Raw genomic sequence first — 14,492 nt, 5'->3', positions numbered from 1 at the left:
CGGACGAACCGTTTTCGGCCCCGGGCCCGTCCGCGGGCGGCGGTTTCGTGTTCGGGCGGTCCGATGTCGGGGTTGCGGGCTACGGTGCTGCGGCATGGATGATCGAACTTTGCCCGAGGATCCGCCGGTTGGTCCCGGATACTTCCCGCGTCGCGGCGGAGCCGCCGGTGACGTTCCCGAGATCGATTCCCAGGCCACCGCGGCCGTCCGCGCGGAGCTGGAACGCAACGAGGCCCTGATCGAGGCGGTGCTGCGCGGCGGCGGCACCGACCCGCGGATCGCGGAGCGGGTGCGGCGCCACCTGTCCGGCGAGCCCGATCCGCTGGGGGCGGGAGCCGCCGGGGCGATCGTGGTGGGGCTGACCGACCGCGGCAACGGTCCCGTCCTGGTAGACGCCTGGCTTAGCGAACACGGGCTCGCGTTCGCGGCGTGCGCGTTCGTCGAGCAGCACGCGGTCATCGTCGAGAAGGCCGCGCCGCCGCGGTGGATCCGGCCCCTGGCCGAGGCTCCCGCCAACCCCCGGCACTGGGTGGACGATGCGGCTGCGCGCAGACTGCGGCAACTGCTGGCCGCGGCTACCGAACAGGAGCATCGGGCCGCGGTCGCGCGACTCGACGGGCATCGCCGGGATCCGCTGCGCAGAGCCCTGGTGTCCTTCCTGGTCCCCGACCGCACCGACTGGGTGGCCGAGTGCTGCGCCGAGGACGCGGGCGTCCAGGCCGACACGGTGCACTGGCTGCTGATGTGCTCGGTCGGGTCGGCCGAGCACCTGGACCTGCTCGGTGCACGTGCGGCGCTGCGTCCGGACGAGGCCGTCTTGCCCGTGATGAGCACGCTGATCGAGGGCGTCGGCGCCGCCGCCGCGCCGCTGCTGGGCGACGTCATCGCCGAAACCAAGACACCGTGGCAGGTCATGCAGGTGCTCGCGGGCATGCCCAGCGACGAGGCGCTGCGGATCCTGCTGACGCACGCCCGGGACGAGCGCGCCTATGCGCAGGCGGTCAGGGCGATCGAACGGTTCCCGGTGCGGGCCGTGCCCGTGCTGGCGCGGCTGGCCAGGACGCGCCCGGTGGTCGCCGAATTGCTCGGCCGTCACCTGCGTTCGCATCCGGAGCTGGCCGGGGCGGTCGTTGCGGTGTTGCCGGAGGCCGACCGCAGGACGGCGGAGAGGCTGGGGCCACCGTCGCCGCGTCCTGAGAAGCCGGTCCCGTGGACGGCACCGGAGCTGAAAGCGGTCGAATGGGTCGACGTCGCTCGGCTGCCGCAGATTCTACTCAAGGGCCGCGAGTACGCCCTGCCCGCGGACGCCACCGGCCAGTTCGTCGCGATGCTCGCGGAGGGGCACCCCGACATCGAGACCGTCGCGCAGATGTGCGACCCGGGCTCGCTGGCCGAATTCGCGTGGGCGGTGTTCGAGACCCGAGAGTTCCGCACACTGCCCAGGCCGAGTGCCGGCTGGATCCACGAGGCGATCGGGCGGTTCGGCGACGACACGACGGCGCGGCGCCTCGCCCCGATCGTCGCCGACTGGCCGAAGAGCAAGCGGCACCGGGAGGCCCAGGTCGCGCTCAGGGTGTTCTCCGAAATAGGCACCGACGTGGCGCTCCGGCAGCTCGACCGCCTCGCCCGCAAAGCCAGGTTCGGGGGCCTGCGGGACGCGGCGCGGCGGGAGCTGGACCGGGCCGCACGCGAACGCGGCCTCACCGCCGAGCAGCTCGCCGACCGCCTCGTCCCCGACCTGGACCTGGACGCGGACGGCACCCTCGTCCTGGACTACGGCCCGCGCCGCTTCACCGTCGGCTTCGACGAGCGGCTCGCGCCCTACGTCACCGACACCGGCGGGAAGCGCCGCGCATCACTGCCCAAGCCCGCGGCCACGGACGATCCCGAGACGGCCCACGCCGCCTACGAGCGCTTCAAGCAGCTCAAGAAGGACGTGCGCGCCATCGCCGCCGACCAGGTCGCGCGCCTGGAGCGGGCCATGGTGGACGGCAGGTCATGGACGGCGGCCGAGTTCCAGGCCCTCCTCGCCGGCCATCCGCTGGTCCGGCACGTCGCACGCCGCCTCGTCTGGGCCACCGGCGAGGGCGTGACGTTCCGCCTGGACGATGACCGCACGCTCAGCGACGTCCGCGACGACGCGTTCACCCTGCCCGCCACCGCCCGCGTCACCATCGCGCATCCCGCGCTGCTGCCCCTCGACGCATGGTCGGAAATCTTCGCCGATTACGAGATCCTGCAACCGTTCCCGCAGATCGGCCGGACGGTGCACGCCCTCACCGGCGACGAGCGCAAGGGCAGCCGCCTCGCACGTTTCGAGGGGCGCACCGTCCCCCTGGGCCGGGTGCTGCAACTGGACCGTCGCGGCTGGGGCCGCCATCGTCCGTCCGATGGCCCGGAGCAGGTCTGGGTCTCCCGTCCGGTGGCCGACGGCCTGCACGTCGTGGTCACGCTCAGCCCCGGCATCGCGGTCGACCCGGAGGAGCGCGTGCCCGAGCAGCGGCTGACGGACGTCTGGATCAACGACCGGCCCGCCGGGTTCCGCGACCGCGTCGGCGCCCACACCTTCGACGAGATCGACGCCACCACGGCGTCCGAGATCCTCGCCGACCTGATCGGCCTCACGGAAGGAACGTGACCCCGACGTCGTCCTAGCAGATCGCCTGTATCAACGAGTGGCTGTGATCGGTTCCAAAACAAGCCCCCAGGCGCCGGATGGCGGCTGTACTAGAGTTGATTGGTCATGCCTGACCTGCACGGAATCAACCATCTGACACTATCCACGACCGACCTCGACCGGCTCGTGACGTACTACACGGAGTTGCTCGGAGCACGACTCGCGTTCGGACGCGCTGCAACTGCTTCTGATCCCCGGATCGCCGTCCTCGATGTCGGCGGGGACGACCATCTGATGATCGTCGAAACCGCTACCGCCCCCACCACTGATCTCGACCCTCTGAGCCGGGCGGGATGGGGACTGCGCGTCGGAACGTACGCGCGACTGTGTGAGATTCGCGAACAAATCCTGGGTGCCGGATGCCCGGTCGGAGAGATCGAGACACTGCCCACGCAGTGGACGATGACGGCTCGCGATCCCGATGGACGCCCTGTGGATGTCCGGGCCCATCGCCCCCGCATCGCATCGCCGCCACCGACCACCGGCTAACGGCTCCTCCGACTTCCAAAACACTAGGTCGTGTTTAGAAAGTGCTGTTGGACGGTGGCTTCGTAACGGACGGCGAGTTTGTCGTAGCGGAGGCCACCGCGCGGTGTTGCTTGGGTAGGTTGATTCCTTCATTTTTTGAAGGTCCGATTAAACGATGGAAAGGCAAGGGGTAGTCCCTGGTGGGTTGGAGGGTTGTGAGAGATCAACCGTCCCACCAGGGCTTCTTCGCGTTCCAGGACTTGCCGGACACCGCCCGCGATCATGCTGTGATCACCCGCCCCACGGATGCTGCTGGAAAACGTTCACTGCGGACCACGAAACGCCCTGTGGAGGAGGCGGTGGCCCACGTTGGCTCGCTGACCGCCCTCGATATGGTGAAGATGACCGGCGCTGAGCACGCCTTCCGGTCCGCTGTCCGCCTCGGGGTGAAGGTGACCGTGGTCCGCCGCAGCGAGCCGGAGAAAGGTCACAACGTGCTGGCGCGATCAGCTATTTCGCCCGTATTTGGAGCATTCAGCATGGAATATCTCGTCGACATGACGACGAACGTCCCGGACGGGACGGCGGACGAAGCCGTCACCGACATGCGCGCCCGCGAGGCCGCGCGCTCCAGCGAACTCATCGCGCAGGGGCACCTGGTGCGCCTGTGGCGTCCACCGCTCAAGCCCGGTGAATGGCGCACTTTCGGGCTCTTCGCCGCCGCCGACGATGAGGAGCTCGAAAGCGTCCTGGCCTCGATGCCGCTGCGGGTATGGCGCACCGACGAGGTCACCCCGCTCTCGCCGCACCCGAACGACCCGGTGCCGTGGCCCGCGCAGGGACCTCCGGAATTCCTGACCGCCTTCACCCGCACGGTTCCGGAGGGCACTCCTCGATCGGAAGTCGATGACGCCATCGCGGGCGAGGCGCGCAGAGCGCGTGAGCTGGCCGCGCAGGGTCACCTGCTGCGGCTGTGGGCGCTGCCTCCGGGGTCCGGTCCCGACGCGTTGGGGCTGTGGCGGGCCGGGGACGCGGCCGAGATGCAAGCGATCATGGAGTCGCTGCCGCTGTACCCCCTGATGCGGGTGGAGATCACGCCGCTGACCGAGCATCCGAGCGATCCCGCGCGGGCCGGCTCGTGATGGACGCCAGGCCGCCGCCCATCGCCCGGGGCCCGCAAGGCGCCGGTGTCGGGAACGGAAGCGGGGCTGGGCTGCAACAGCGGCCGACGCCCCCGCCCCGCACCCTCTATCCCGATATGACATTCTGTAGTCATACATGTACATGTAGTGGCGAAGTGGGAACGATGGAGGTGGTTGTCGATGGCGAAGCTTCTGTTCGTGATGTCCGGCACGGCCTATTGGACGCTCAAGGACGGCACCAGGCATGCGACGGGTTACTGGGCCGAGGAGTTCGCGGCCCCGTACAAGGCGCTCACCGAGGCCGGCCACCAGATCGTCGTCGCCACCCCCGGGGCGGTCGTCCCGACCGTGGACATGATGAGCCTGCGCCCCGAGATGGCCGGCAGCGCGCAGGCCGCCCTGGACCTGGAAGCGATCATCCGCACCGCGGAGGAGATGCGGCGGCCGATCCGGATCGCGGACGCGCGCCTGGAGGACTACGACGCCGTCTACTGCCCGGGCGGTCACGGCCCGATGGAGGATCTGTGCGTCGACGCCGACACGGGTCGGCTGCTGACCGCCGCACTGGCCTCCGGCAAGCCGCTGGCGATCGTCTGCCACGCCCCGGCCGCGATGCTGGCGACCAGGATCCGCGGCGTCTCGCCCTTCGCCGGCTACCGGATCACCGCGTTCACCAACGAGGAGGAGAACGCGGTCGGGCTCGGTCCCAAGGCCCGCTGGCTGCTCGAGGACGAGCTCATCGACCTGGGCGTCGACTTCACCAAGGGCGAACCGTGGAAGCCCTACACGGTGGTCGACCGCACCCTGTTCACCGGCCAGAATCCCGCGTCGGCGGCAGTCCTGGCCGAACGGCTCCTCAAGGTCCTTCCGTGACGGCGCGCCGCTCGCAGAGGCGCGGTCGACCATGAGCCGCACCGGCCGCACGGATCGTGACGCCGGTACCCGGGCCAGGCTGGAGCAGCACTGGGAGGCCTCTGAGCGCGGCGACATCGAGGCCGAGCACGCGATCTACGCGCCGGAGGCGATCCTGGACTACCCCCAGTCCGGGGAGCGCTTCCGCGGCAGGTCGACCATCCAGGCGCAACGCGGCGGACACGCGGCCGAACGCCACTTCGCCGTCATGCGGATCCAGGGCGGCGGCGACCTTTGGGTGAGCGAGTGCGTGATCACCTATGACGGTGCGCCCACCTGGTCGGTGAGCATCATGGAGTTCACCGACGGCCTGGTGACGCACGAGACCCAGTACTTCGCCGACCCGTTCCAGGCGCCCTCCTCGCGCGCGGCCCTCGCCGACCCGATCCCTGATCGGTGACGGCTTCCCGCCCCTGGCGTTCCCGACCGGCCGAGCCGTCCGCGATCACGCGGTGATCAGCGGCCCTCACACCTCTCCTCCGCGCCCGCCCGCGCAGGCCGGCACCGTCGCGGTGTCCTGAATCTTCCATGCCGATCGCACGAGTCGGTCGGGAGCATCGCCGGGGAGACGCTCTGCGTGAAGCCGCCCAGCGGGTGCCTGCGGGCGGTGGTCAGGTGGTCGGGGGGATGTGGGTCGAGCCGGAAGGGGTGAGTTTTTGGAGGGTGTACTGGGGGGCGCGGGTAGGGCGGGCGGAGTCGGTGAGGTGGAAGACGGCGCGGCGGCGGACCACTTCGGTGCGGAGGTCGGCCGGGTTGACGAGTTCGACGCGCTGGGCTTCGGGGGCCCAGGCGAAGCGAACGCATTCGACGTAGGTGTGGTCGCCGGTCTTCTGCTTGCGCAGGAGAGCGTAGGCCGCTTCGGCCGCGGGGATGACGGGCGCCTCGACGATGGTGATGTCGAGCTGCACCACGGCTGGCTTGACCGGTCCCGAGTCGACGTGTAGGACGAGTCGCAGGCGCTCGCCCGGGGTGAAGGGGCCGTTCAGGTTCTGGATCGCGGCCAGGGAGAGCTGGTAGAGCTTTCCCGGGACGAGGGTGCCCGCGGGGTTCGGGGCGGTCAGGTCGCGCGGGGTCTGGTCCAGGTCGATCTTCTGCAGCGTCAGCGTGACGTTCGGGGTGCCGTGGGGCGGTTGGTCCCAGTCGAAACGCAGGGCCAGCGTGCTCGTCGCGTTGCACTCGCGCCGCTCGGCGGAGAGCGTGATGGTGCGCTGCGGGCTGGTGCCGGATCCGGGGAACTGCACCGAGACGCCGGCGTGGGCGGACGGGGAGGCGAGGCGCCGGTTGTATTCGGGGTCCTCGAAATGGACGTGGCGCGGGACGAGGGGCAGGGCCGGCGCGTTCGGGTCGGCCACGCGGAGCGGGAAGTGCAGCTCGTGGCCGTAGCCGTCGTGGTACCCCTCGGCGCCGGGCTGGTGCGGGGCGAACTGTGCGGTGGCGCGCGCGAGGACGGAAGCGCCGGGTGGCAGGGCCGCGATCAGCTGGCGGGCTCGGGCGGCGCGGGTGTCCGGGGCGCCCGGAAGGGCGAACTGGCAGATCGCGAACTTCGTCGTGTCGATGGTGTCGGCGTCCGGCACGGCCACGCCGACCGCACTGAGCTGGGCGCGCAGGGACGGAGTGAGGACGAGGGCCGGGGTGGTGATGTTCTGGAGGGCCGTGACCTGTCCGGCGGCGACGAGCTCCAGTGCCAGAATCCAGTCGGGGATGCCGGACGCCGGGGTCTCCGGCTGCTGCCCGCCGACCAGGGGGACGCTGCCGTCGATCCGGTAGACGAAGGTCAGGACGCCGTCCCACGCCACGTCCAGGGAGTGGCGCTCGCCCGCGGCCAGCCGCATCCGCAGGCGCTGGGCGGTCTGCCGGTAGGTCGGGTTCTCCGGCGGGTCGGAGAAGGCGGCGCGGAACGCTTCGTCGGCGGGCGACGGCGTGACCAGCGCGAGCTGGTCGGGGTCGAAGTGGCCGGCCCAGGTGCGCAGCGCGACCGTCTGCCGTCCGTCGATGTTGGCGGGCAGCGGTACCGGACGCGGCGCGCGGTGCTGTACCGGCAGCCCGCCGGAGAGCATGCCCAGGCCGCGCGGGCGCACGTGCTCGCCGGTCAGGACGATGCCGCTCTGGCGCAGGAGCTGGTTCCGCAGTGTCACGAAGACGCCGGGACGGATGCCGGTCACCAGGTAGCGCAGTCCGCCGGGCAGGACGGGCTGCCAATGGCCCAGCGCGGGGCCCTCCGGGGCGCCCGGCGAAGCGAGGGGAGGCTGGTCGAACAGCGCTCCGGTCAGCGCGGGCAGGGGCGGGTCGGGCGGTGCGGGGAGCAGACTGTGGACGGCGGGCGCCCGGAAGCGGCGCGGCAGGCCGCCGGTGGGCCGGTCGGTGTGCAGCGCGGAGCGGAACTGCACCGTCCGCTGGACGGTCTGCCACCAGAGCGTCCGGCCTGCCGCCCCAGGGGTGGCCGTGCCGATGACGCCCTGCTCGTCCTTGGTGTAGCGGACGCCGACCCGCAGCGCGCTCAGACCCCAGGGCCACGCGGGCAGGCCGGCGCGAGGGCGCTGGGTGAGGTAGAGCGGCTGCACCCCGACCGTCTGCGGCGGTGCGAGCTCGAAGTCGCGGGCGCCTGCGGGCAGCGCCGCGATGTTGCACTGGCCCTCGCGGTAGCGCAGGGCGGCGAGGGCGGGACGGATGCGGAACAGCCGCTTGGCCAGCGGCGACGCGCTCGTCACCCGGACCAGGGCGAAGGCGTGGCCGGTGGTCAGGGCCGCCTCTCCCAGGTTGTCGGGGCGGATGTTGTCGCTGATGGTCCGGTAGCGCAGCACCCCGATCGGCGACTCCGGCGCCAGCAGGCGCTGGGACTGCGCGGCCCAGCTCTGGGCCTGGGCGCGCAGGTGGCTCTCGTCGGCCAGGTCGGGGTTGCCGGGCTGGACGCTCCACATGCGGCTCGCCACCGGCTGCAGCCGTGCGGTGCCGGGCGCCAGGCAGAGCAGCTCGGCCACCAGGAGCCGGGGCGCCAACGGGGACGGTCCGCCCGCCGGGATCGCCGGGGCCGGACGCCACTGGAGTCCCAGGTACGGGCTGACCACGATGTTCAGCGGACGCGGGTTGGCGGCGCCGTCGAGCGAGAGCGGGGCGGGGATGAGCGTGGCCGCGGGATAGCGGCGGGGCCCGTCGGCGGGAGGCTGGCCGAGCAGTCCGCTACTGGCGATGAGTGCCGCGGCCAGCGTCCAGCCGTAAGGCGGCTTGCCGGTCGGCGTCAGGGTGCTCACCGATTGGATCAGCAGCAGCTCGTCCTCGCGCCAGACCGGGTCGGCGTACGGCGAGGGTTCGGTCAGTTCCGGCTGGCCGGACGGCCGGGGCGGGTAGAAGGGACGGCGCGGGTCGAAGGCCTGGCGCAGGGCGGCCGGGCGGCTGAGCCGGGCCGGGGTCTCGGGCAGCGCCGCGAGGACGCTCTGGAGCAGGTCGTCCTGCGGTTCGGGGGGCGGGTTCTGCGCGCGGAACCAGCTCTCCTCCAGCGACGCCGGGTCGAGCCGGGCGAAGCTGCGGCCGACCGCGGTGTCCAGGCCGGCGAGGGTGATGGGCAGCGGCGTGCTGTCGGCCCAGCCGCACAGGGCGAGGGCCAGGGCGGGCAGGGCGGTGGTGGGGGCGCTGCCGCGCAGGCGGGAGATGAGCAGCAGCGGGTCGGTCTGCAGCGGGCTGGGCTGCTGCCCGGCGGGCGGCTGGGCCAGGTCGCGGGAGGTGTCCTGCAGGCGTCCCAGGAACGGCATGGTCAGCAGCAGCCAGCGCGGGTCGGCCGGGTCGCCGGGCGCGTAGTCCGCCGGGCTGCTGAGCAGGGCGCCCTGGCTGCCGGTCGGGAGGTACTGCAGGGTCGTGGCCGCGCTGTCGGGCGCGGGCACGAGCCCGACCAGGTGGTGCCCGCTCGCCTCGATGAGCAGCGTGTCGCGGGGCAGCGCGTCGAGCGCCGCGCCCGGGTCGGCCAGCAGCGCCGACAGGCCGGCGGCCAGGTAGCCGCCGCTGACGCCGCCGAGCGGGCTGACGCCGGTGACGGGGTCGGTGGTCTGGAGGCCGGCCAGGCCCCGCAGGAACTGCGCGGCGCGCTGGGGCGCGAGCAGCCGCACCTCCTGGACGGACGTCCAGCGGGTCTCGCGGCCGAGGGTCCCGCCGCTCCCGCCGGCCGCCGGGGCCACCTCGACCAGCTGGTGTTCGACCAGGGCCAGGGGCTGCCAGCTCTGGCCCGGGGCGAAGGTGAACAGCAGCGGGCCGTCGGCGCCGGTCAGGATGGAGGCGGGCAGCTCGTGCTGGTTCAGCAGTACCCGGATGGTGTGGCGCAGGTGGGTCAGGGGCGGGGCTCCGGCGGCGCGGGCCGCGGGCAGGGTGATGCGCGCGTTGGACGCGTCGTAGCTGAGCTGCTGCGGCCAGGAGACCAGGTCGGTGGCGGTGAGCATCCCGTTGAGCAGGAAGCGCTCCTGCCACTCCGAGCCGTCCAGGCGCGAGGTGTAGCCGATTACGAGGTCGCCGGCCGAGGAGCCGTACAGCTGGGCCGCATCGGCGGTCCGGTTCGGGACGGGGTCCTGCAGCGAGCGGCCCCAGTGGGTGGTCAGTAGAGCTTCGACGAAGGCGCCGGTGAGGGGGAGTCGGGGCAGGTCGTCCGGCCGGGCGGTGGCGCGGAAGGTCACCGTGGCGAAGCCGGGGGCGGCGCGTTCGCCGACCCCGGGCGTCCCGGCGTCGGCGAGGCGCATGCCGGGCAGGAACTGGAGGCCGTCCGGGTGCGGGGCGCTGTAGCCGTTCCACCCGAATTGGAGTGTGGTGTCGCCGGCCAGGGCGGCGGGCGAGCTGTCGGGAAGGGTGACGGCGAGGGTGAGGTCGTCGAACAGGTTCGCGCTGTCGAGCGTGAAGCTCCCCGCCCCGGCCTCAGAGGCCATCAGGTTGAAGGTCAGCGCGGCCGCCAGGGCCTGCCCCCGGGTCGTCATCGGCGCGGAGGCCGCGCCCGAGGCGAAGCGTGCGGCGACCTCCTCGGCGGTGAGGGCGCGGTCGTAGAGCGCGACCATGCGGTAGGTGCCCAGCCAGGCGCGTCCGCCGGTCGTCTCGTCACCGAGGGCCAGCTCGAACCGGTCGTTCCAGGCGGCCAGGCTTCCGCCGACGGTGTGCTCGGCCTTGAGCTGCCCGTTGATGTAGATCCGGGTGCGGCCGTCGGCGGAGCGGGTGAAGGCCAGGTGGGTCAGGGCGGGGCCGAGCGCCGCGGCCGGGGTGGCCAGGTCGGGGCCACCGGTGTCGCCGGTGGCGTCGGTGCGCAGCCAGGCGTCCAGGATGGACGAGTCGGGCGGCGCCTTGCGCTGCTGGAGCGTGACGTTGCGGTGCGCGTCGTCGGAGGAGACGGTGAGGATGTCGAACTGCCCGTTGGGCGGCGGGCCGGTGACGAGCTTCAGCCACGCCTCGACGCTGATCTCGTTGCTCGCCTTCACCGCCGCGGTCAGTTTCGCGGCGGCGGCGCCCGAGCGGATCAGCGTCGGCCTGGTGAGGGTCAGGCCGCCGGCGCTCCAGCTCATGCCCTGGGTCGTGGCGGCGGTCAGGTGCAGCGGCGCGCCGATGCCGGACGAGTCGTGGACGGTCGCGCCGCTGCCCTCGTCGAAGCGGTAGAGGGCCTGCAACCCGGTCGGCGGCCGGCCGACCCGGACGGCGAGGGTGAGGTTCAGGGTGTGCTCGCCGCCGGTCATGTCGAGGCCGAGCGCGACCCGCTGCGGGACGATCGGGTCCTGGGCGGACGCACCGGGCAGGGTGAAGGGCGGCGTGGTGGGGTTGGGGAAGGCGATCGCCGGCAGCGCGACCGTCCACTCCACCTGGAACAGGTGGAAGGACAACCGCACCTGGTCGGCGGTCAGGCCGGTGCCACCGGAGGCCAGGGCGACACTGCCGATCCGCAGGCGCGGCGCGTCCCCGGCCTCGCCGGCCGAGACGGCCAGCGGCCACTCCAGCGCGGAACCCTCCAGCCCGATGGCGCTCAGGCTCAGCGAGGCGCTGCCGGGACCAGCACCGCCGGTGCCGGTGAAGGCCAGCCGTACGCAGTTGCTCAGCTCGGTCTGCTCGTCGGCGGAACCGGCCACCGGAAGCTGCAACCGCCCGATCACCTCGACGGTGGTCACACCGTCGCCGGCGAACAGCACGCGGTCGAGCACCAGCGGGAAGAAGCGCAGGCCGAACAGGTCGAGACCGGGCGCGGACGCGTCGGGACCGTCGTCGAGCGGACGCAGCCGCCACTCGTATCCGGTGCGGTGCTCGTAGTCGCTGCTGCGCGCCTCCGGGTCGTTGCTGTCCAGATCCAGCTCGACGGATCTGGGCGAGCGGGCGGACGCCTTGGTGAAGCTTGAGCCCTGGGCGGGCAGGTCCCGGAACCACAGCCGCCAGGACGCCGTCCCGTGGCCGAGGGTGATAGGGATGCGGGTCGTGGTCAGCTGCACGTCGCCCGCGGTGGGGTGGCTCAGTGGCGTCCGGATCAGGTTGGACGCGGACGCGCTCGCGCCGCGCACCAGCCCGCGCTGGTCGGCGAAACCGGTGCCGCTCACGGCGCGGGCGGCCATGCTTCCGGCCGTCAACCGGTACTGGGCGGTGCCGGCCGGCGCGTCCGCGGGCAGGCGGCGCAGGCCGGTGGCCCCGTCGGCGAAGTCGCCGTCGATCCCGCGCAGGGCCGCCTCGCCGGTCAGCGCCAGCGGGGCGCTCTGCGCGGGGTCGGCGTTGTCCAGGCGCAGCTCGCCGGGGTAGCCGTCCAGGGCGAAGGTCGCGCGGACGGGCCAGGCGCGGGTGGAGGCCAGGAAGCGCAGCACGGTCTGGCCGTCCTGGCGGGCGAGGGCGGTCACGCCGTCGGCGGCGGCGAGGCCGGCGCGCTCGGCGAGGCGCCGCCAGTGCGCGGCGTAGTCCGCGCGGGTGAGCGGGCGCGGCGGATCGGGCCGCGCGGTGTCGGGCAGCGGCGAGCTCTCCCGCGGGTCCTTGGGGATCTTGGGAAGCTGGGCCAGCGCCTGGATCTCGTCGGTGTAGGGCAGGTCGTGCCGGTACTGGACGGCCAGGCCGAGCGCGGGGTCGCTCTGCGGCGGGTCGCCGTCGGGGCGCGGGTCGAGGACCAGCCCGGGCAGCGAGAGCGCTGCCAGGGGCAGGTCGTACAGCTTGTCCGCGTCCGTGCCGAGCCATTCGCGGGCGGGCGCGAAGGCGCCGCCGTAGCGCGGCCATTCGGCGGCGCCGCCGGCGGCGAAGCGCCAGGAGCCGGGCAGGTCCAGGCCGTCCTGGCGGACCACCGGCAGCTCGAACGGGACGAACTGCCGGCCGGCGATCGGCACGTTGGGCGGGTCGATGCTCTGGGTGAGCGCCAGGGCCTGCACCATCGGCAGCGTCGGGTGGCGGCGCCAGACCAGCGGCAGCGCCGCGCTGAGGGTGTCGGGGGCCAGGACCCCGCTGGTCACGAGGGCGCGCAGCAGGACCGGGTCGAGGCCGTACTGGAAGGCCCAGGCGCCCAGGGCGGCCGAGGGCGCGGGGGTGCCGCGCCAGGTGAGGCCGATCGCGTCGAAGGTGAGCCGTACCAGCGGCGCGAACAGTTCGCGTCCGGTGACGGTGTGCAGGGGGACGGTCGTCAGGCCGCCGATCCAGTCGTCCAGGTCGGGCAGGGCGTCGGCCGCGGTGGGCGCCTGGGTGCTCAGCCAGAACAGGCCGTTGAGCGCCACCTCGGGCGCGTCCAGGGTCAGGTCGGCCGACTGGAGCCGGTACTCGGCGCCGACCGGGGCGAGCACCCAGGTGCCGGTCATGTGCTGGGCCGCGGCGAGGGTGAGGCTCCATGGCTGCTCGCCGGGCGCCTGGCCGAGCCCGGAGGAGTCGTCGTTGCCGTAGCTGACGGCGCCGCGCAACAGGTTGGCGGGCGCCGGGACGGGCTGCGCCTGGGCAACGCCCGCGTCGAGGTAGATCTGCTCGGACAGGTTGGGCAGCGGAAGCTGGGCCCAGCCGTCGTCCAACGGCGTGAACCCCCAGAGCACGGGCGGGGTGACGGGAGCGGTGGTCCCCGCCGCCGGCCGGGTCCAGGACGGTTCGGGCTCCTGCAAGATGGCGCGGAGCCGTCGCGCGGCCTCGTTCGGGTCGAAGGCCAGCGTGGTGGCGGCGAGGGTGACCCGCTCGCTCCAGCCGGTGCCGTTGCGGACGGCGTGGTAGCCGAACGTGCCGAGGGATCCGGCGGGCGGGTCGCCGGCCGCCAGTTCCAACCGCAGGTTCGTGCCGTCGGCGGAGACCCGCGCGCCCGCGGGGGTGATCCGGGCGAGCGTGTCGGGCTGCACGGCCGGGTCGTAGGGCTGCCGGTCGCTCAGCAGCAGGCTGAACGTCTCGCCCGGGAAGCCGATCGGACGCGTGCCGGGCTGCTCCCGCCAGGGCGCGATCTCCCAGAACAGGCGCGGGACGGTGAGCGGGTCGGCGAGTTCCAGGGTGGCCCACTGCGGTGCGGGCACCGGCTGGACCAGCCCGTTCAGCGGGTTGTCGGGGTTGAGGAAGCGGTTGAGCCGCCGCCAGGAGGTGAGGAGCGCCGCCTGCTCGGCGTCGGTCAGCCGCTCGGTCTCGATCGTCATCCGGAAGCCGCGCACCGCCGGCCCCGGCGCCGGAACCGGGTCGGGGACGACCCGGGCGAGCTGGAACACCGCACTGACCGGTGCGCTGTCCCACAGCAGGCGGATCTGGCCGAAGGCCGACAGCCCCCCGGAGTGGACGGCCAGGGCGCCGAGCAGATGAGCGGGGCCGGTCCGCTGCGCGATCGCCGCCGGGGCCAGGCCCAGCGCGGTGTAAAGCCGCTGGACGGCGCCGGCCTGGGGCGTCATCGCATCGAGGACGATCTCGCCGCCGAGGCAGGTGAGGACCGGCAGGTTGCCGACGACGCCGGTGGGCCACCCGTCGGCGGGCGCCTGGAGCAGCAGCAGGCCGGCGGTGCCGGCGTTGATCGCCGCGCGGATCGCCTGGGGCGGGAGGTGCCCGTCGGGCTTGGTGCCGCTGCGCGTCCACAGGTACTGCGGCGTGGCGCCGTTCGTCGGGTTGACGGTGACGCTGGTGACGTAGACCAGCGCCAGCAGGGAGCCCGGCAGCAGCACGTTGTTCTCGCCGACCGCCTTGCGCGGCGTGGTGTCCGCGAACAGGGTGCGGAAGGCGAAGTCGGTGACCGGGTCGGCCAGCCGGATCACCTCGGCCTCGGCCGTCCAGAAGGGGCCCGCGATTCTCAGCTTCGGCAGGTCGGGAAGTTTCGCCATCTGCTCCTCCTGGTCCGCTCGTGGCCGGCAGGGACCGCCGGTTCCGGCCGTGAA

At 73.1% G+C, this 14,492-nt stretch carries 6 protein-coding genes; 5 read left to right on the top strand and 1 reads right to left on the bottom strand.

The genetic code is table 11. From position 1 onward, the window contains the following. Positions 1 to 94: 94 nt before the first annotated feature. The 5 genes from ACA514_RS00215 (at position 95) to ACA514_RS00195 (ending at position 5,599) form a co-directional block, all read left to right on the top strand. Positions 95 to 2,638: a DUF4132 domain-containing protein gene (locus ACA514_RS00215; protein ID WP_375038877.1), complete on the top strand. Its 2,544-nt coding sequence runs from the start codon at positions 95 to 97 to the stop codon at positions 2,636 to 2,638. A gap of 105 nt (positions 2,639 to 2,743) precedes the next feature. After that, positions 2,744 to 3,166 carry a VOC family protein gene (locus ACA514_RS00210; RefSeq protein WP_375038876.1) on the top strand — a complete coding sequence of 141 codons (423 nt, stop codon included), beginning with the start codon at positions 2,744 to 2,746 and terminating at the stop codon, positions 3,164 to 3,166. A 326-nt stretch (positions 3,167 to 3,492) separates the two neighbouring features. Continuing rightward, positions 3,493 to 4,287: a muconolactone Delta-isomerase family protein gene (locus tag ACA514_RS00205; protein WP_375038875.1), complete on the top strand. Its 795-nt coding sequence runs from the start codon at positions 3,493 to 3,495 to the stop codon at positions 4,285 to 4,287. 180 nt (positions 4,288 to 4,467) lie between these two features. Further along, complete coding sequence (locus ACA514_RS00200) at positions 4,468 to 5,160, top strand: type 1 glutamine amidotransferase domain-containing protein (RefSeq protein WP_375038874.1); 693 nt, start codon at positions 4,468 to 4,470, stop codon at positions 5,158 to 5,160. Between the two features lie 31 nt (positions 5,161 to 5,191). Continuing rightward, the gene (locus ACA514_RS00195) at positions 5,192 to 5,599 is read left to right on the top strand and encodes a nuclear transport factor 2 family protein (RefSeq protein ID WP_375038873.1); all 408 of its coding nucleotides are present in this window, start codon (positions 5,192 to 5,194) and stop codon (positions 5,597 to 5,599) included. 211 nt (positions 5,600 to 5,810) lie between these two features. On the opposite strand, the gene ACA514_RS00190 is transcribed toward ACA514_RS00195, so the two are convergent. Continuing rightward, positions 5,811 to 14,438, bottom strand: a complete 8,628-nt coding sequence (locus tag ACA514_RS00190; RefSeq protein ID WP_375038872.1) for a LamG-like jellyroll fold domain-containing protein — start codon at positions 14,436 to 14,438, stop codon at positions 5,811 to 5,813. Positions 14,439 to 14,492 lie beyond the last annotated feature (54 nt).

This window comes from Actinomadura sp. NTSP31 (assembly GCF_041951385.1).
In the GTDB taxonomy this organism is placed as follows: Bacteria; Actinomycetota; Actinomycetes; order Streptosporangiales; family Streptosporangiaceae; genus Spirillospora; species Spirillospora napierensis.
Note: the sequence above shows the minus strand (reverse complement) of the source record. Positions and strands in the feature narration are given on the sequence as shown.